The 17,892-nt window shown below is 61.4% G+C and carries 16 protein-coding genes; 6 read left to right on the top strand and 10 right to left on the bottom strand.

The annotated features are described in order from the left end of the window. Positions 1 to 30: 30 nt before the first annotated feature. From rodA to DOM32_RS02130, 6 genes are all read right to left on the bottom strand, one after another. Positions 31 to 1,173 (bottom strand): rod shape-determining protein RodA, encoded by a 1,143-nt coding sequence (rodA, locus tag DOM32_RS02155; protein ID WP_071233122.1) that lies wholly within the window; start codon positions 1,171 to 1,173, stop codon positions 31 to 33. Further along, positions 1,163 to 3,058, bottom strand: coding sequence for a penicillin-binding protein 2 (gene mrdA / locus DOM32_RS02150; RefSeq protein ID WP_110630760.1), 1,896 nt, complete (start codon positions 3,056 to 3,058; stop codon positions 1,163 to 1,165). Before mrdA ends, rodA begins: the two co-directional genes overlap by 11 nt. 105 nt (positions 3,059 to 3,163) lie before the next feature. Then, positions 3,164 to 3,631, bottom strand: coding sequence for a 23S rRNA (pseudouridine(1915)-N(3))-methyltransferase RlmH (rlmH, locus tag DOM32_RS02145; RefSeq protein WP_110630758.1), 468 nt, complete (start codon positions 3,629 to 3,631; stop codon positions 3,164 to 3,166). Beyond that, a complete protein-coding gene (gene rsfS / locus DOM32_RS02140) occupies positions 3,628 to 4,011 on the bottom strand; it encodes a ribosome silencing factor (protein WP_071233125.1) in 384 nt (127 codons plus the stop codon). Before rsfS ends, rlmH begins: the two co-directional genes overlap by 4 nt. A 68-nt stretch (positions 4,012 to 4,079) precedes the next feature. Further along, on the bottom strand, positions 4,080 to 4,736 hold the full coding sequence (gene nadD, locus DOM32_RS02135) for a nicotinate-nucleotide adenylyltransferase (RefSeq protein ID WP_244179781.1): 657 nt from the start codon (positions 4,734 to 4,736) through the stop codon (positions 4,080 to 4,082). A 46-nt stretch (positions 4,737 to 4,782) separates the two neighbouring features. Further along, complete coding sequence (locus tag DOM32_RS02130) at positions 4,783 to 6,066, bottom strand: glutamate-5-semialdehyde dehydrogenase (protein ID WP_110630754.1); 1,284 nt, start codon at positions 6,064 to 6,066, stop codon at positions 4,783 to 4,785. A 210-nt stretch (positions 6,067 to 6,276) separates the two neighbouring features. Between DOM32_RS02130 and DOM32_RS02125 the strand changes: the two genes are divergently transcribed. The 3 genes from DOM32_RS02125 to DOM32_RS02115 are packed head-to-tail and all read left to right on the top strand — an operon-like array spanning position 6,277 to position 9,412. Further along, complete coding sequence (locus DOM32_RS02125; protein ID WP_110630752.1) at positions 6,277 to 7,095, top strand: hypothetical protein; 819 nt, start codon at positions 6,277 to 6,279, stop codon at positions 7,093 to 7,095. Next, positions 7,086 to 8,009, top strand: coding sequence for a diguanylate cyclase domain-containing protein (locus tag DOM32_RS02120; protein ID WP_110630750.1), 924 nt, complete (start codon positions 7,086 to 7,088; stop codon positions 8,007 to 8,009). The genes DOM32_RS02125 and DOM32_RS02120 overlap by 10 nt, the downstream gene beginning before the upstream one ends. Beyond that, the gene (locus DOM32_RS02115) at positions 8,006 to 9,412 is read left to right on the top strand and encodes a bifunctional DedA family/phosphatase PAP2 family protein (protein WP_110630748.1); all 1,407 of its coding nucleotides are present in this window, start codon (positions 8,006 to 8,008) and stop codon (positions 9,410 to 9,412) included. Before DOM32_RS02120 ends, DOM32_RS02115 begins: the two co-directional genes overlap by 4 nt. Positions 9,413 to 9,647: 235 nt before the next feature. Here the strand turns inward: DOM32_RS02115 and DOM32_RS02110 are convergent, their stop codons facing one another. After that, positions 9,648 to 10,274, bottom strand: coding sequence for a flavin prenyltransferase UbiX (locus tag DOM32_RS02110; protein WP_110630747.1), 627 nt, complete (start codon positions 10,272 to 10,274; stop codon positions 9,648 to 9,650). Next, positions 10,261 to 11,631 carry a UDP-N-acetylmuramate:L-alanyl-gamma-D-glutamyl-meso-diaminopimelate ligase gene (mpl, locus tag DOM32_RS02105; protein ID WP_110630745.1) on the bottom strand — a complete coding sequence of 457 codons (1,371 nt, stop codon included), beginning with the start codon at positions 11,629 to 11,631 and terminating at the stop codon, positions 10,261 to 10,263. The genes DOM32_RS02110 and mpl overlap by 14 nt, the downstream gene beginning before the upstream one ends. Positions 11,632 to 12,135: 504 nt before the next feature. On the opposite strand from mpl, the gene DOM32_RS02100 reads away from it, so the two are divergent. The 3 genes from DOM32_RS02100 (at position 12,136) to DOM32_RS02085 (ending at position 16,313) form a co-directional block, all read left to right on the top strand. Then, a complete protein-coding gene (locus DOM32_RS02100; protein ID WP_110630743.1) occupies positions 12,136 to 13,395 on the top strand; it encodes a 6-phosphofructokinase in 1,260 nt (419 codons plus the stop codon). Positions 13,396 to 13,811: 416 nt separating this feature from the next. Further along, complete coding sequence (locus tag DOM32_RS02095) at positions 13,812 to 14,360, top strand: glycine zipper 2TM domain-containing protein (RefSeq protein ID WP_110630741.1); 549 nt, start codon at positions 13,812 to 13,814, stop codon at positions 14,358 to 14,360. 1,191 nt (positions 14,361 to 15,551) lie between these two features. Continuing rightward, positions 15,552 to 16,313: a lipopolysaccharide kinase InaA family protein gene (locus DOM32_RS02085; RefSeq protein ID WP_157957007.1), complete on the top strand. Its 762-nt coding sequence runs from the start codon at positions 15,552 to 15,554 to the stop codon at positions 16,311 to 16,313. 67 nt (positions 16,314 to 16,380) lie between these two features. On the opposite strand, the gene DOM32_RS02080 is transcribed toward DOM32_RS02085, so the two are convergent. Then, positions 16,381 to 17,127 (bottom strand): HesA/MoeB/ThiF family protein, encoded by a 747-nt coding sequence (locus tag DOM32_RS02080; protein ID WP_110630736.1) that lies wholly within the window; start codon positions 17,125 to 17,127, stop codon positions 16,381 to 16,383. A 77-nt stretch (positions 17,128 to 17,204) separates the two neighbouring features. Then, on the bottom strand, positions 17,205 to 17,702 hold the full coding sequence (locus tag DOM32_RS02075; protein ID WP_110630735.1) for an Lrp/AsnC ligand binding domain-containing protein: 498 nt from the start codon (positions 17,700 to 17,702) through the stop codon (positions 17,205 to 17,207). Between the last annotated feature and the right edge of the window lie 190 nt (positions 17,703 to 17,892).

Below are 17,892 nucleotides of genomic sequence, written 5' to 3'. Positions count from 1 at the left end.
ACTAGCTCCCTGCTTGCGGCTCTTCCGGCGTCAGTGTGTCAACAGGCGCCGGTGCGTGTGAATCGACATGAGAATACCGAACCCGGCCATCAAGGTCACGCTGGAGGTCCCGCCATAGCTGACCAGCGGCAATGGCACGCCGACCACCGGCAGAATGCCCGTGACCATGCCGATATTCACGAAAACGTAGATGAAAAAGGTCAATACGATACTACCGGCCAGCAAGCGGCCGTAGGTGTCCTGCGCATGATTGGCCATGACCAGCCCGCGCGAGACCAGCAACAGATACAGCACCAGAATGGTACACATGCCGATCAGGCCGAACTCCTCTCCCAGCACGGCGACGATGAAGTCGGTATGGCGCTCCGGCAGGAACTCTAGCTGGGACTGCGTACCCAGCCCCCAGCCCTTGCCTTCCAGCCCGCCGCTGCCGATCGCGGTCTTGGACTGGATGATGTTCCACCCGGCACCGAGAGGGTCGCTTTCCGGGTTGAGAAAGGTCAACACTCGCTGACGCTGGTAATCGTGCATGTTGATCCACAGCAGCGGCGCCGCCGCCCCCGCCATGGCCACCAGCGTCAGAATGAATTTCCATGACAGCCCCGTCAGCAGAATCACGAACACTGCCGCGCAGGTCACCAGCAATGACGTGCCCAGGTCAGGCTGACGGGCGATCAGCAGCACCGGCACCCCGATGATCACCGCGCAGACGATCAGATCGCGCCAGGTGGGCGGCAGGGGGCGGCGATGAAAATAGGCCGCCAGCATCATCGGCATGGCGATCTTCATCACCTCCGAAGGCTGGAATCGCAACGGACCGATCTCCAGCCAGCGCTGGGCGCCCATGCCGATGTCCCCCATGATCTCGACGGCGATCAGCATCAAGAGGCCGCCACCGTAGGCCAGCGGTGTCCACCGGAACAGCGTGCCGGGCGAGAACTGCGCGATGATCACCGCGCCCAGCAAGGCCACACCCATGCGCGACGCCTGCGCCATCGTCGTCGAGGCCGACATGCCGCTGGCGCTGTAGAGCACCACCAGTCCGAACGAGATCAGCAGCAGCAGGATCGACAATAGCCACGGGTCGAGATGCATGCGCAGCCACAACGAGCGCTTGCGCCCGACTCGGGCTTGATGGGCTCTCGGTGCCACGCGTTGGAAATCAATCGCCATCGATACTCTCGATTTCTTCGTTGACGGTGGTACCCGGCGGATCCTCGAGCTTTCCGTCGGGCAACAGCCAGGCATCGGTAAGCTCGCGACCGAGGCCGGATACGCCGCCGCCTGCGTTCTCGACGATGACGGCAACCGCGATCTGAGGGTCGTCTACGGGCGCAAAACCGATGAACAGCGCGTGATCACGGAGGCGTTCGGCCAGTTCGTCGGCGTCGTACTTCTGGTTCTGCCCCAACGAAAAGACCTGAGCGGTGCCGGTCTTCGCTGCCATCTCGTACTGCAGGCCAGCGCCAGCCTTGCGGGCGGTCCCTTCGGAGCCGTTCATCACTGCTTCCATGCCTTTGAAGACATCCTGCCACCAGCGCGCCTGATCGATCTGTACATCCGGCTTGGTGTCCGCGAACGGCGGCTCGACGGTGTCGTCGCCGATGCGCTTGGCCAGGTGCGGCCGCACCCACTGTCCCCGATTGGCCAGTGTCGCGGTGGCAGCCGCCAACTGGAGTGGCGTCGCCATGAAATATCCTTGACCGATGCCGGCAGAAAGCGTTTCTCCCGGATACCACACCTGGTTGTACTTCTCGCGCTTCCATTCGCGTGACGGCATCAGGCCCGGCGACGCTCCCTGGACATCCAGCGACGTGACCTCGCCAAAGCCGAACTGGTGCATGAACGCCGAGAGACGGTCGATGCCCAGCCGGTACGCCATGGTATAGAAGTAGGTGTTGTTGGAGACTTCCAGCGCTCGCTCGAGATCGACACGACCATGCCCCCACCGCAGCCAGTTGTGGTAGCGCCGGCTATCATTGGGCAACTGGAAATAGCCAGGGTCGTAGATGACGTCGTTGGGCTTGACCACCCCATCCTGCAAGGCGCCCAGCGCCTCGAACGGCTTGACGGTCGAACCCGGCGGATACTGCCCGCGTACCGCACGGTTATACAGCGGCAGGTCCAGATTTTCCTGCAAGGCGCGATAATCCTTGTAGGAGATCCCGGTCACGAACTTGTTGATGTCGAAGCCCGGTGCCGAAACCATCGCCAGGATGTCGCCCGTCTTGGGCTGAATGGCCACGATGGCACCGCGTCGTCCGCCCAGCAGATCATAGGCCATGTGCTGCAGACGGCTGTCGATGGTCAGCGTGATGTCCTTGCCCGGCTCTGCCGGATTTCGGTCCAGTTCACGCAGGACCCGGCCACGGGCGTTGGTCTCGACCTTGCGCAGGCCGGCCTTGCCATGAAGCTGATCCTCGTAGGTGTACTCGACCCCCGTCTTGCCGATGAAATGAGTACCGGCATAATTGCCGGGATCCAGATCGGCCAGCTCATCGGCGTTGATCCGCCCGACGTAACCGAGCACGTGAGACATCACGATCGGATCAGGGTAATAGCGCATCAACTGGGCCTCGACCTCGACACCGCTAAGCAGATAACGGTTCACGGCCAGGCGGGCAATCTGATCCTCGGTGAGATCGCTGATCAACAGCGCAGGCTGATAGGGTCGCTGGCGCTGACGGGAACGCTCCCGAAAGGTCTCGACCTCGTCCTCGGGCAGCCCCAGGATATCCACCAGACGCTGTAACGTGGTATCGAGATCATCGACACGTTCGCGCACGATGGTGAGATTGTAGGTCGGGCGGTTTTCCGCCAGCAGCTTGCCGTTTCGGTCGTAGATCAGGCCACGACGCGGCGGTAACGGCTCCACTCGCATGCGATTGTTGTCGGAGCGCGTGATGAAGACGTCATGCTCGATGATTTGCAAATAGACCAGACGCGAAACGAGCGCGCCCGCCATCAGCAGAATGATCAGGGCAGCGACCAGCGAGCGATTGCGAAAGACACGAACTTCCTGTTCGTGGTTCTTGACGTTTTCCCGACGTTTACGCATGACAGAAGCAGCGATTCAGGGCAGGGATCGGCTCCGAGCCGTCACGGCGTCCGGCGGCGTCGCTTTCGGTGGCGTCAAATGGAAACAAGCGACTGACTCTCTGACTCAACGGTGATACGGATGTCCTGCGAGCAATGTCCAGGCGCGATAGAGCTGTTCCGCCAGCACCACCCGCACCAGGGGGTGCGGCAGCGTCAGTGCCGACAGCGACCAGGATTGCCGAGCGCGGGCGACGACGCGGGGATCGAGACCGTCGGGACCTCCGACCAACAGCGCGACGTCCTGCCCTTCCAGCCGCCAGGAGTCCAGCTCTGCGGCCAGTTGCTCGGTCGTCCAGGACACCCCTTTGACCTCGAGCGCCACGATACGTTCCTGATCGCGCAATTTTTCCAGCATCCGATCACCTTCGGCCTGGATTGCCCGCGTCACGTCGGCATTCTTGCCGCGAGCACCGGGCGGGATCTCGACGATCTCGAAGGGCATCTCGCGCGGCAACCGCTTGCGATACTCATCGACCCCGGCCTCGACCCACGCCGGCATGCGCGAGCCGACGGCCAGCAACCGGATCTTCACCCGCGAAGCTCTTGACCGCGAAGCTCTTGACGATCCGCGGCACGCTTCGAATCCGTGGGCAGATCGGCCCAGAGACGCTCGAGATCATAGAGTTGACGGGTCTCCGGCATCATCACATGAGCGACGACGTCGCCCAGATCCACCAGCACCCATTCACCGCTCTGCTGCCCTTCTACGCCCAGCGGTCGAAGGCCGGCCTCCTTCGCCTTTTCGATCACGTTATCCGCCAGTGCGGAGACATGACGCGACGATGTGCCGCTCGCGACCACCATGACATCAGTGACACTGGTCAATTCGGCTACATCCAGCTCGACGACGTCACGCGCTTTCAACTCTTCGAGCGCATCCACCACCAATGATTTAAGCGTATCTGTCTGCATAGCTCCTCGTCATATAGCCCCTTGAAAAAGGGCAATCGCGTCTCCCGGAAATCCGGAAGACGCGCATTTTACTCGGATAACCCGTCAACGCCAGTCCCCGACTCGCGATAGAGCCCGTGGGTTTCGATATAGCGCTCGACGGACTCGGGAATCAGATATCGCACGCTGAGCCCTTGCTGCAAGCGCCGACGCACTTCAGTCGCCGCGATCGCCATGCGGCTGGGCAAGCGCAGGCGCAACAAGTGGCCGGCAGGCGCCGTCATCAGCGATTCGACCGTAGCGACCTCACGACCTTCGATCAATGAAGCCAGTGCCGGCTTCAGCGGTTCCTCGTGGTCGGGACGATCGATCACCACGATGTGGGCGAGCGACAGCAAGCGCTCGTACTGATGCCAGTCGGGAAGCCCCAGAAAGGCATCGTGACCGACGGCCATGACAAGCCGCGCCTGTTCTCCCCACGCTTCGCGCAATGACGCCAGGGTGTCGACGGAGTAGGAATGACCTGAACGACGCACCTCACGGTCGTCCGCCACCAGGCCGGGCGTGTCACCGATACCGGCCTTCAGCATGGCCAGCCGGTGCTCGGCGGAAATACCGGGTGCCGTGCGATGAGGCGGAACGTGGACCGGAATCATGTGCACCGCATCCAGCGCCAGCGCCTCTCCCAACTCCACGGCACTACGCAGATGTCCTATATGGACAGGGTCGAAGGTACCGCCGAGCATGGCGATACGCGCAATGGACGAATGTCGTGCGTCAGTTTGTCGCACGTCAGTTCCGGACATGACCGTCGCCAAAGACCACGTATTTTCGGGTTGTCAGGCCTTCGAGGCCAACCGGGCCGCGGGCATGCAGCTTGTTGGTCGAAATGCCGATCTCGGCGCCCAGCCCATATTCGAAGCCATCGGCAAAACGTGTCGAGGCATTGACGATGACCGAACTGGAATCCACCTCGGCCAGAAACCGTCTGGCGAGGGTCAGGTTTTCCGTCACGATCGCGTCGGTATGCTGCGAACCATAGGTGTTGACGTGTTCGACCGCCTGGTCGAAACCGTCGACGATGCGAATCGCCAGAATCGGTGCCAGATACTCCGTCGACCAGTCCGCCTCCGAGGCGGCGACGGCATCGCCGATCCATTCCCGGGTGCGCGGACAGCCACGCATCTCGACGTGCTTGTCGCGATAGATCGCTGCCAGTTCGGGCAGCACCCGCGCCGCGATATCGGCATGCACCAGCAGGGTTTCCATGGTATTGCAGGGAGAGTAGCGCTGGGTCTTGGCGTTGTCGGCGATCGCCACCGCCTTGTCGACATCCGCAGCCGCATCGATATAGACGTGGCAGATCCCATCGAGATGCTTGATGACAGGCACCGTGGCCTCGTCGGCGACGCGCGTGATCAACGACTTGCCGCCTCGCGGAATGATGACGTCCACGAACTGCGGCATGGTAATCAACGCCCCTACCGCGGCACGATCGGTGGTTGCCACGATCTGCACGGCCGCTGCCGGCAGCCCGGCGTCCTCGAGCCCCAGACGAATGCACTCCGCGATCGCCGCATTGCTGGACGCCGCCTCCGAGCCGCCACGAAGAATGCAGGCGTTTCCGGACTTCAGACAGAGGCTCGCCGCCTCAACGGTCACATTGGGACGCGACTCGTAGATGATACCGATCACGCCCAGGGGAACACGCATCTGGCCGACCTGAATGCCGCTGGGGCGATAGCTCAGGCCATCGATCTGGCCGACGGGATCGGCAAGCGCCGCCACCTGACGAACACCGGCGATCATGGCATCGACTCGCTCGGGGGTCAGCGCCAGGCGATCCAGCAGGGCGTCACTCAGCCCGTTGTCGCGCCCGCGCTGCAAATCCTCCCGGTTGGCCGCCGCCAGGGCCGGCCGCGCCGCTTCCAGCCGAGCCACGATGGCCTCCAGCGCGCGGTTCTTGGAACCGCTGTCGACCCGGCGCAGCGCGGCACTGGCGCTACGCGCCCGCTGCCCCAGATCCTGCATGTACTGAACGATATCCTCGACCCGAGAGGCCGCAGTCTGCTGCATGGTGTACTATTCCATCTCGTTGGTAGCCCGCAACGAGCGCCGTTCGTCGTCGAAATCCGCAACGGCCCGGTAGGCTAGAAAACTTGGCGTCAATGATACGATAGCGCTTTGCCCGTTATCGTCGATCACGCTATACGCTCAGTCCCGGCACATGCGATAGTGAGACACGAATCGAGCACGCCATTCGCAATCGGTCCAATATAAGCCACCATGCAAAGCAAGTACAAAAGCCTCGGCTTCAAAACGCTTCTGGCGCTTATCTTGGTGCTTGCTCTGTTGACGGGCTGGCTGGCCGAAGGCGCGATGAGGGCAACTGCCTGGACCAGCGCCGTCGTCTTCGCTTTCCTGCTGGCTCGTCCTGCACGTCTCACGACGTGGTTTCCCATCGCGATTCTCCTGCTCGCCGTCGGCCTGCTCCTGGGCGGTCGCGCCCATACGGATATCTGGCTCTGGGTTCTGCCCTTGTGCCTGCTGGGACTGGCGGGTCGAGCCGGAATCGTGGTGAATGTGGCGGCCTACCTGTCGTGCGTGACCTACATCGGCTGGACGCAGACCCTCCCAACCGCCGTCGTTGCCGCGACTTCCCTGGCTATCGTCTGGCTGCTGTCCCTGGAGCGACAGCAGCGGACGCCGCCGCCAGTGAAGCCCGATTGGCTGCTCCCGCCGGCTCAGCTGGATACCGACATTCAACGCGAACTCAAGCGAGCCGAGCGAGAAGCCTTGCATGGCGAGGTGGTAGTTTTCGGCTGCGCCCGCTCGACGAGTGCCGACATGAAACAGCTCTGCCGATACCTTCAGGAGCAACTGGCACTCTATGAACGTGCCTATCGGCTCAATGACTATGGGGTTGCCGTGATTCTCGTGGCGCCCAGCGCCGAAGCCGCCCACCAGCGCCGACGATATCTGGGCTGTGCTGTCATGCCTCATCGGGAGGTCTCCTCGACCCCACTGACGGAAATTGGCGATCGTTTCGCTCGTCATACAGGCAAGCCGGCGAAGCATGCTTCGGAGATGCAACCTTGGCATTGAGTCGATACAAGCTGATCGCTCAGCTACTTACGCTGTTGCTGCTGGTGGGGCTCGCGCTGTGGGAACACCTGATGCGCCACTACGACTTGATATTGCCGCCTACGCTGTTGGCGATCGCGTTGCTGGTCTCTCTGCCGCTGCAATGGCTGGGGCGCTTGCGACCGACGGTGGTCGATCATCTGCTTCTGACTGGCGGGCTGATTCTGTGTGCGGTGGAAGCTCCGAGTAGCGACACCCCCATGCTGTGGCTGGGACTGTCGATAATCCTCGCCTTTCTGTTGTTGACGCTCCTCCCGGCGCTCCTGCTGGCGCTCTGTCTCGTCCCGGCGATGCTCACTCTGCTCGGCGACGAACACATCACGGCGCTCAACCTGATACTGGGCTGGTGGCTGGCGCTCGTTGCGGCTACCTTGCTCGTTCTGCTGAATCACCCATCCCGTGCTCAGCGCTTCACTTTGAGGCCTTGGCGACGCGACAAGCGACTTCCTATCGCCTGTATTCGAGCAAACCTGAAAATAGAAATCGCCAGGGCGTCTGCGCTCGACCAGCCATTGAGCGTACTGGTCGTGTACATTCCCCAGCTGGATCAAGCCGGAGATCAATTCGGTGGCCACTTGCGCGAGGTGCTTTCGTCCAATTTCAGCCACGCGGTTTCCGACAATAGCCGCCAGAGCGACCTGCTCGGCGAATACAATGCCAACGTTTTCTGGCTCATTCTGCCCAACACGGCTGAACCTGGAGCCATTGCCGCTGCCAAAAGGCTCTCGGACGTAGTGACGATGGTCGCCCATCCAGACATCGGCCCGCTGGAAACCTACAGCCGGGTATGCACCCTTCAGGCGCAGGAAAGCGTGGAGCAATTCTCGAAACGTCTCGAAGCCGCCGCCAACAAACTGCTGGAACCTCACGCGTGAACTTCACACACTGGCTCTATACGCTTGCGCCTCAGCCGGAACTGCTGTTGGCTATCATTTTCACGGTGGCACTGATCGAGTCCCTGGCCGTTGTCGGCATCGTGGTTCCTGGCGTCGTGCTGTTGAGTGCAGCCGCCTCGATCGCCGGTCATAACGACACCTCCCTGCCGCTGGTGCTGGCAGCCGGCACCCTCGGGGCTTTTGCCGGCGACAACCTCAGCTTCTGGCTGGGCCGCAAGCAACGCAGCCGGATCCCTCACTGGTGGCCACTGAAGCAACATCCCGAGTGGCTGAGCCGAGGCAACGCATTCTTCCAGCGGTATGGCACCCTATCGGTCATCGTCGGTCGCTTCGTCGGCCCCGTGCGCCCGTTCATCCCCATGGTCGCGGGCATGCTGTCGATGCCATCGAAGCGCTTCGCTGTCGTCAATATCATTTCTGCCCTGGCGTGGGCGCCGGTCTATCTCTTGCCCGGCTTTCTGCTGGGACGCTCGTGGGAAGAGCTGATGGAGTTGCCGGCAGGAGCCGAGCGCTGGCTACTGACGCTATCCCTGTCGCTATTGGCATTGGCGCTGCTGTTTTCCTGGATCCGCTATCAACTGAGCGGGGACGGCCGCGTGCATCGCTGGCTGGAAAATCGCATGACTCGCAGCCCCGTACTGGCCAAGGGGTGGAACCAGCTTTGCTCGCCTGCGCCGGCGAACGAATTCCCCCTGGCGTCATTGTCGTTGCTGGTGACCAGCCTGATTGCCCTGATTGGCTGGACCACATGGGTACTGATGCATGACGGCCCGTTGCCGATGGATGAGCAGATCCACTCCCTCGCTAACCTGCTTCAGCGGAGCTGGCTGGTGGGAACCAGCCAAACACTCGCCGAGATCGGCGATGCGATGGGCATCAGCGTACTGATGGCGCCGTGGCTGCTGTGGCTTCTTTATGCAAAGCGCTTCGCGGCGCTACTGCACATCGCCGGCGCCCTGATACTGGTCGCGGTCAGCAACACGGTCTTCAAGGATCTGGCGGGGCGGGCGCGGCCGGACACCCCCGATTACCTGACCGGCTCGATGTCCTATCCCAGCGCCCATACGTCGACGATCGTCGTCGTGGTGGGTTTGACGGCAGCGTTTGCCGCCCAGGTGATGCCCCAGCGCTACCGCGGATACGCCTACTGGATGGGCATCATCGTCTGCATGCCCATGGCGCTGTCCCGGCTGGTGATCGGCGTTCACTGGGCCAGCGACCTGATCGGCGGTGCCCTGCTCGGGCTGGTGGTCTGCGCCGTGACCCGCATCAGCTACCAGCATTTTCAGCGCCCCGACCGAGACATGCCGCCCTGGGTGTGGCTCTGCCTCGCCTCCCTGATACTGGAGACGGCACGCGTCGTCTTCTTCTCGCCCGTGTGATGCCGCTGTAGAACGGCTGCAAAAGAACGATACCCAGAACCCGTTCACGATCTCGCGAGCCAGGATCAAACTAGGCGAAAACGGCTCAGGAAACGGAATTACATCGGGGTAAATAAGTATTCCGATGTCGTTCGACTCGCTTTGCTCACCCTACGGGCCAGTCTTCGGCTGTTGTCTCCGCCGAGCTCCGACCCAAGAACGTGCGGCCGACACGCAGCAGATTGTGAACAGGCGCTCAGTCACCCCAGCGCGGCATCAATGTCTGGGCGATACCCAACTGGTTGAGTATTCGCGCCACGATGAAATCGATCATCGCTTCGACGCTGTCCGGACGGTGATAGAACCCCGGCGCCGCCGGCAGCATGACGGCGCCCATATGGGTCAGCTTGAGCATGTTGTCGAGATGCACCGCCGAGAGCGGCGTCTCCCGAGGCACGAGAATCAGCTGCCGACGTTCCTTGAGCGCGACATCGGCGGCCCGTTCGATGAGGTTGTTGCTCGCCCCGCAGGCTACCGCCGAGAGCGTGCCGGTCGAGCATGGGCAGATCACCAGTGCCCGCCAGTTGCCGGAGCCGGAAGCGACCGGCGCCATCCAGTCTTCCCGCCCGAAACAGCGAACCTGCCCCTCGCCAGCGCCGAATCGCTCGGTCAACGACTGGGCCAGCCGATCCGGCTGCGCCGGCAGATCGATATCGGTCTCGACCGCGACGACGCGATGCGCCGCTTTCGAAATCATCACGTAAACCTCGTGCCCGGCCCCCACCAGACACTCGATCAGACGCAGCCCGTATTGCACGCCGGAAGCGCCAGTCAACGCCACGGCGACCGGCGCCGCGTACGTCGCAGCTTCATCGCGCGTCATGACGAGCCTCCAGTGCCTGAAGCAGCTTGCCGTGAATCCCGCCGAATCCGCCATTGGACATGACCACGATTCGATCGCCCGAGGCTGCCGCCTCCACGACCTCGCCGACGAGCGCGTCGAGGTCGCTGGATACCCGGCTGGCCGCGTGTCCGGCGACAACCTCGCCCAGCGACCAGTCCAGCCCCGGTGGCTGATACCACCAGACCCGGTCGGCTATCGACGTACTGTCGGCCAGGCGCGATTTCATCGTGCCCTGGCGCATGGTGTTGGAGCGCGGCTCGATGATTGCCAGCAGCCGGCCACCGTGGCGGTCCTGGTGCAGCCCTTCGAGGGTCAGCGCAATCGCGGTGGGATGATGTGCAAAGTCGTCGAGCACCTGAATCCCGGCCACCTCCCCGCGGACCTCCTGGCGTCGCTTGGGCGCCGCGAAAGTGGATAGCGCTCGGCAACCGTCGGCCAGCGAAACCCCGAGCCGATGAGCGGCCGCCAGCGCGGCCACGCCATTGGCAGCATTGTGGCGGCCACTCATCGCCCAATGAACCACCTGCTGCTCGCCACCGGCCATCACCGTAAAGACACGGCTATCCTCCGGGTCGAGCGCAAAACGCCAGTCGCTGGCAGCACGTTGACCGAAGCGCTCTACCGGCGACCAGCAGCCCTGCGCCAGAACCCGCTCCAGTGCCGGCTCGTCGTCGGCGACCACCAGGCCGCCGTTACCCGGCACGGTTCGAACGAAATGATGAAACTGGCGCTCGATAGCCGCTAGATCAGCGAAGATATCCGCGTGATCGAACTCCAGGTTGTTGAGAATCGCGACATCCGGGCGGTAGTGGACGAACTTCGAACGTTTGTCGAAGAACGCGGTGTCGTATTCGTCCGCTTCCACCACGAACGGCGCACCGGCCTTACCAAGACGAGACGAGCATCCGAAATTGCGCAATACACCGCCGATCAGAAACCCGGGTTCGAAACCCGCGGCTTCCAGTATCCAGGCCAGCATGCTCGCCGTGGTGGTCTTGCCGTGCGTCCCCGCCACTGCCAAAACCTGCCGCCCCGGCAATACGTGTTCCGCCAGCCACTGCGGCCCGGAAGTATAGGGGAGCTTGGCGTTCAGCAAGGCTTCGATTTCCGGATTCCCCCGGGAGAGCGCATTGCCGACGATGACCAGATCGGGAGCCGGCTCGAGATTCTCGGGACGATAACCCTCTATCAACTCGATGCCGATCTCCTCGAGTTGAAGGCTCATCGGGGGATAGACGTTGGCATCCGAGCCGGTCACGCGATATCCCAGCATCTTTGCCAGACGCGCAAGACTGCCCATGAACGTGCCACAGACCCCCACTACATGAACGTGCATACCACTCTCCCTTGCATGAGCCGGCGAGCCTAGCATGGCCTCGCGAGCCGGGCCACCGGCCCGCTCGCCGTGGAACCCGCCCTCTGCCAGTGAGCGAAAAATGGCCTCGAGAGCCGCTTGAAGACGCTCCATGATCCTTGATGTCTTCCGGAAACGTATCGAAACACCGCTGCCAGATACCCCGCTCATCGTGGCAACAATGACAGGCGTTAGCGGCTAACTCATTCCGCAGTCGCAGAAAAATGACCGAGGCAGCTACGGGCTTCTCGTGTTAACAGGCATTCGCCTTTCGGCTATGCTGGGCCGGCATCCGTGACTCGCGACATCGCAACATCCTCGACAAGAGGCATCACGCCGTTGACCGCCGGGCTTCATCACCTGGTGGCCGAAGACAGGCTGTCTCTACCGCGCAGCGTCAAGGAAGTCAGCAGCGGTAGAAGATCTGCGCACGCCGGGCCAACGACGTGAGCCAGCATAACCGAATACCAGGAGATGAGAGCCGACATGGCCAAGCATAATGCCTTTTACGCCCAGTCCGGTGGCGTCACCGCCGTCATCAACGCCAGCGCCTGTGGCGTGATCGAGGCGTGCCGCCGCCACCCGGACCGCATCGGTCACCTCTATGCCGGGCACAACGGCATCATCGGCGCGCTCATGGAAGACTTGATCGATACCAATCAGGAGAGCGACGAATCCGTCTCGGCGCTCCGCCATACGCCGGGAGGCGCTTTTGGCTCCTGCCGCTACAAGCTCAAGTCGATCGAGACGCACCGCGCCGAATACGAACGCCTGATCGAAGTGTTCAAGGCTCACGACATCCGCTACTTCTTCTACAACGGCGGTGGCGACAGCGCCGACACCTGCCTCAAGGTCTCCCAGCTCTCGGAGACGATGGGTTACCCCCTGACGGCCATCCATGTGCCCAAGACCGTCGACAACGATCTGCCCATCACCGATAACTCACCCGGTTTCGGCAGTGTCGCCAAGTACGTCGCCACCTCGACACGAGAAGCGGCGCTCGACATCGAATCGATGTGCTCCACCTCGACCAAGGTGTTCATTCTCGAAGTCATGGGTCGTCATGCCGGCTGGATCGCTGCCGCTGGCGCGCTGGCTGGCGAGTCGCCCGAACAGGCACCGCATGTGATCATCTTTCCCGAGATCGCCTTCGATCGGACCACGGTCATGGCGCGTATCGACGAGGCCGTCAAACGTCACGGTTTCTGCGTGATCGTGGTCTCCGAAGGCGCGCAATATGCCGACGGCACCTTCCTTGCCGATGCCGGCAGCACCGATGCCTTCGGCCATAAGCAGCTGGGCGGAGTCGCGCCGATGCTGGCCTCCATGGTCAAGGAAGATCTCGGCCATAAATACCACTGGGCAGTGGCCGACTACCTGCAGCGCGCCGCACGCCACATCGCCTCCAAGACCGATGTCGATCAGGCCTATGCCGTGGGCGAAGCCGCCGTCGAACTCGCCCTGGCGGGGCAGAATTCGATGATGCCGGCAATCAAGCGCGTTTCGGACACGCCATACGAATGGAAGATCGAGGCGGCGCCGCTGTCGGAGATCGCCAACCACGAGAAGTTCATGCCGCGCGACTACATCAGCGAAGACGGTCTCTATATCAGCGAAGCCGGGCGACGCTATCTCGCCCCGCTGATTCTGGGCGAGGACTTCCCCCCGTTCGAGAACGGCCTGCCCAAGGTGGCCAAATTGAAGAAGGCCAAGGTCGAGCGCAAGCTGGCGACGTTCGAGCTGTAATACGCCACGACCGATATCGTCGGCATCACGATCACGGTGCCGACGAACGTACCGCTCCTTCCCCCTCGTACCAACCCTTCCCCTCGTACCAACCCTTCTCGGCCGTTCCCCCGAATATACGGCTGCCTTTCCTCGGCTTTTCGCCAGACGACTGTCTGCCGCATCGAGGCCTGTCGCCATTCGACAACACCTCGTTACCAAAATGAAAACAGTGTTCAACAACGCCTGACACAGGCGTTTGGCGAGCGCTTCGAGACTATACTGAGCCCATCTGGAGAACTCGTCCGGACGCGTCGATTCTCAAGGCGGATGCCGACCGGCAATCGACAGGGACACCAAAAGAGAAGTGGCAGCCACCGTCGGATACTCACGCCTCGTCGCGATATCCACGGTGAGTACGAAGAAGGAGCAAGGTCATGAAGAAGCCGATCATCATTGGCAGCATCATAGCGGCACTGGGCATCGCTGGTGGTGTCGCTGTCGGGGCCTATCAATCCTCCGAAAGCGGCCCGAGATATGCCGATATCGTCAGTGTGGACCCGATCGTGCAGACTTCCAGCAAACCCCGTGAGGTCTGCGAGAACGTCACGGTCACGCACCAGCGCCCTGTGAAAGACGAAAATCGCATCGCCGGCACGGCCATTGGCGCCATCGTCGGCGGGGTCGTGGGCAATCAGTTCGGCGGCGGTAGCGGCAAGAAGATCATGACGGCAGCAGGTGCCGTCGGCGGCGGACTGGCGGGTAATCAGGTCCAGCAGCAGATGCAGCAGGGCGACACCTACCAGACGACCGAACAGCGCTGCAGCACCGTCAACGACAGCAAACAGGAGACCGTCGGTTACGATGTCCGGTACCGCTATGACGGCGAAGTTCATGAAGCCAAGCTGGACGACAAGCCCGAGGGCGAGCGTGTCCTGATGCGCGACGGCAAGCCGCAGTGGGATGGAAATCCTCAATCTTCCTGAGCTTCACGCCTTTTTCTGCTTTCCTCTACAAGACGGGTCGCCCCGGGCGTCGCTCCGGGGCTCGCATTCAAAGTCACTCGATGGCTTCCCCTCTCCCACGGCGTCGGCAACAGCCCGCTGAAGAGAGTGCATGGCTCTGCTGATGACTGCCTTCGTCCCTTTATCCCTACATCCCTGCGCTAGCGATGGGTCAGCTTCCTGGGACGTCCCTGAGGCCCGACCGGCTTGCTCAGCGCAATTTCAATGGCACGCTCCCGCTCGATGCCTCTATCCATCAGCTTCTTGACCCGCGTTTTCAAGGTTCCCAAGGGCATCCCGACGGCCTGAGCTCGGTGAGCCAAAGTCCCAGTCCTGGGAGCATTCTTCGCTTGATGGTGGACAGCCTGCCAATCTCGCGCAGTCAATTTCATTGTCATTCCAAAGAGCACTCCCAAATATCGAACGAGAGATCCAATTGATTCGGCGAAGCTCTAATTAAACTTAATAATAAAGTTAATTGGAATTCAGTTTGCGCCTTTCTCGGCCCATTTCAATTAACCTGCGTCAAAAGCTGATGCATGTACTCTTCTCGGATGACAGGGCCGATTGATGTCGCGCGCGATACACGACGAGAGAAACGGAAAGATTGAGAAAAGATTCGGGGGGAAGCTACTGTATCGGCCTGCCAGAAGGCAGCCTTCGCGTTGCCAATAAAAAAGACGCCCGGCACACTTCATCACTTTACGCTGAAGTATGCCGGGCCAAAAGATCGCAGGATCGCGACCATGAACTCTTTAGGCCAAAATCAGGCCAAAACGCGCATATCGGGCGCGTTTCCAAACGATTCCTTACCTTGCCGAACTGACACTTTGACACGCAGAAAATCAATATCTAGTAGCAAATGACTTCAGCAATCTACAATAGCTACTAGACTATCAGGATATCGAGATCGAGAGGAAGAGGAATTTTCATCTACTTTAGTGTTGTTGAATATAATGTCCAGCGGCGCATTAATTCATTCAGATCTCTTTCGATCAAACTCCCCGCGGTTATAATTTCTCCCACCGCTGCGAATCCGGCGCAGAACCAACAAGACACCCAATCGCTCGAAGCCGGTGACGTGAAGCGGCGAGCTGGCCACTCTGCTCTGGCAGGTTTGCAGGCTGGCCTCCAGCGACGACCCATGAAGAAAAGCAGTCGATAGGACCCACTGTGCAACGTTTTCTTGCTCCCCGGTATCAACCCTATTTTCAGCAGAACCAAATCGATGATTTCGACGCGCTCTGGTCACTCGATCTCGATCCCGTCGATGCCCCCAACCTGGAAAGAGGCGGCCATTCGGAAGTCAGCCGAGTCACTCTCGAGGCACAGGACTTGCCGCCACGAACCTTTTTCGTCAAACGCCAAACCAACCATCTGGGTCGCAGCCTCCAGCGCCCCCTCGGCGAACCCACCTTCGCGCGTGAGGCACGCAACGTCGCGACGTTTCACCGGCTGAATATTCCCGCTCTGGAAGCCGCCTATTTCGAAGAGCGCAAGAACGCCAGACACTGGCAGGCTATCCTGATCACGCCCGAGCTCGAAGGGTATGCCGACATGATCGATATCCACTCAGGGTGGTCCGACACGCCCGAACCGACCCGAGGGCGCATTATCGACAGTTGCGGCGAGCTCCTTCGTACACTGCACAACCGCCGCTGGCGCCATGGCAGCCTTTATGCCAAGCACGTCTTTCTACGTGCCGACGACGCGGCTCCTCATGGCTTCGATGCCAGGTTCATCGACCTGGAGAAATCCCGGCCGCTGCTGATGGCCGGGAAAGAGAAGCGCCGTGACCTGCAAATTTTCGCTCGCCGACTGACGCAATGGCGGGCTGAAGAGTGGCGCAGGCTACTGAGCGTCTATCTGGAACAACCGATGGAGAGCCGCAAGGTGGGTCGGTGGATGCGGGCCTTGAAACTATCCGAGGCCTGACTGTCCCAACCTGCCTATCCGACACCCGACATGAGCACTCGGGTTTATCATCCTGAAGCGGTATCGCTCACCGTCCTGCGCATACCGCACAGGCCGGATCTCTCGGCAACGCGAAGCGACGCCACTCGCCGCTCAAGGCATCGAACGTCGACAGCCCGCGAAGGGGCTGTCCGGCGCCGCTGATCAGCTTCACGGCTTCCAGGGCCTGAAAGCTGCCGATGATCCCGACCAGCGGGGACACCACGCCACTTTCCGCACAGGTCAACGCCTCGTCGTCACCCTGCTCCCCATAGAGGCAGGCATAGCACGGCGACGATGGCTCGCGCGAATCAAAGACCGCCAGTTGCCCCGAGAAGCGTATGGCCGCACCGCTCACCAGCGGGGTTCGGGTTTCGACACAGGCGCGATTGATCGCGAAGCGGCTGGGAAAGCGGTCGGTACAATCGAGCACCACATCGGCGGCTCCGGTTTCAGCAATCAACTCCTCGTCGACGAGCCGAGCGCTCAAGGCACGCACATCACAGGTCGCGTTCATTTTTCTTGCCGCGTCGGCCGCCGAGCAGGCCTTGGATCGCCCCAGAGACGCCTCGGTATGAGCGATCTGGCGCTGCAGATTCGATAGTTCCACGACATCGTCATCGGCGATGCTCAGACGCCCGATGCCCGCGCCCGCCAGATACAGCGCAGCGGGAGAGCCGAGGCCGCCAGCGCCGATAATCAGCACGCGGGAACTCAGCAACCGCTCCTGCCCCGCGATATCGATCTCGTCCAGCATGATATGACGGCTATAGCGCAACAGTGCTTCGTCGTTCATGATCTTTGCATGACCTTTCTCCATGATCTGGCCCGAAGCGCAGCGGCTGCCGGTGGCAGCGGATCGCCTCCAGCGCGTTACTCGCCGTCCAGGTCGAGATCGGGGATCGGCAACGCCAACGCCTCCTTCACCTCTTCCATCACGACATAGCTCTTTGACTCCTTGACCCCGGGGAGCGTCAACACAACATCGCCCAGTAGCTGCCGATAGGCCGACATCTCGGGAATCCGGCATTTGAGGATGTAATCGAACTGCCCAGAGACCAGATGACACTCCTGAATCTGCGGCAGCTTCGCCACTGCCTTGCGGAACTCGTCGAAGACGGCCGGCGATTGGGTATTCAAACTGATTTCGACGAACACCAGCAGATTGGCGCGCAGTGCCTGCGGGTCGAGTATGGCCTTGTAGCCACGAATGATGCCCGCCCGCTCGAGGCGCTTGACGCGTTCGAGGCAGGGCGTCGTCGACAGACCGACCTGCGATGCCAGATCGACGTAGGAAATTCGTGCATTTTCCTGCAGGCAACGCAGGATATTGAGATCGATTCGATCGAGTGATCGAGATTTGGCTTTCATTGCTGTAATTGTTCCAAGCCGATGAATAGAAGTGGTCCACGCGTGAGGTAACGCCAGGGTGACGATGATTCGCCCCCGATGAGCGATGGCTGGTATCGGATGGATGTCACGCCCCGGCCTACCCCTGTATCGCGGGGCGATATTACTATCACAGTGTCGGCGCGAATCACCAGCGCGCCCGGCAACCCGC

The organism is Salinicola salarius (genome assembly GCF_003206135.1).
GTDB classification, from domain to species: Bacteria; Pseudomonadota; Gammaproteobacteria; order Pseudomonadales; family Halomonadaceae; genus Salinicola; species Salinicola salarius.
This window is presented reverse-complemented; position numbering and strand designations above follow the sequence as displayed.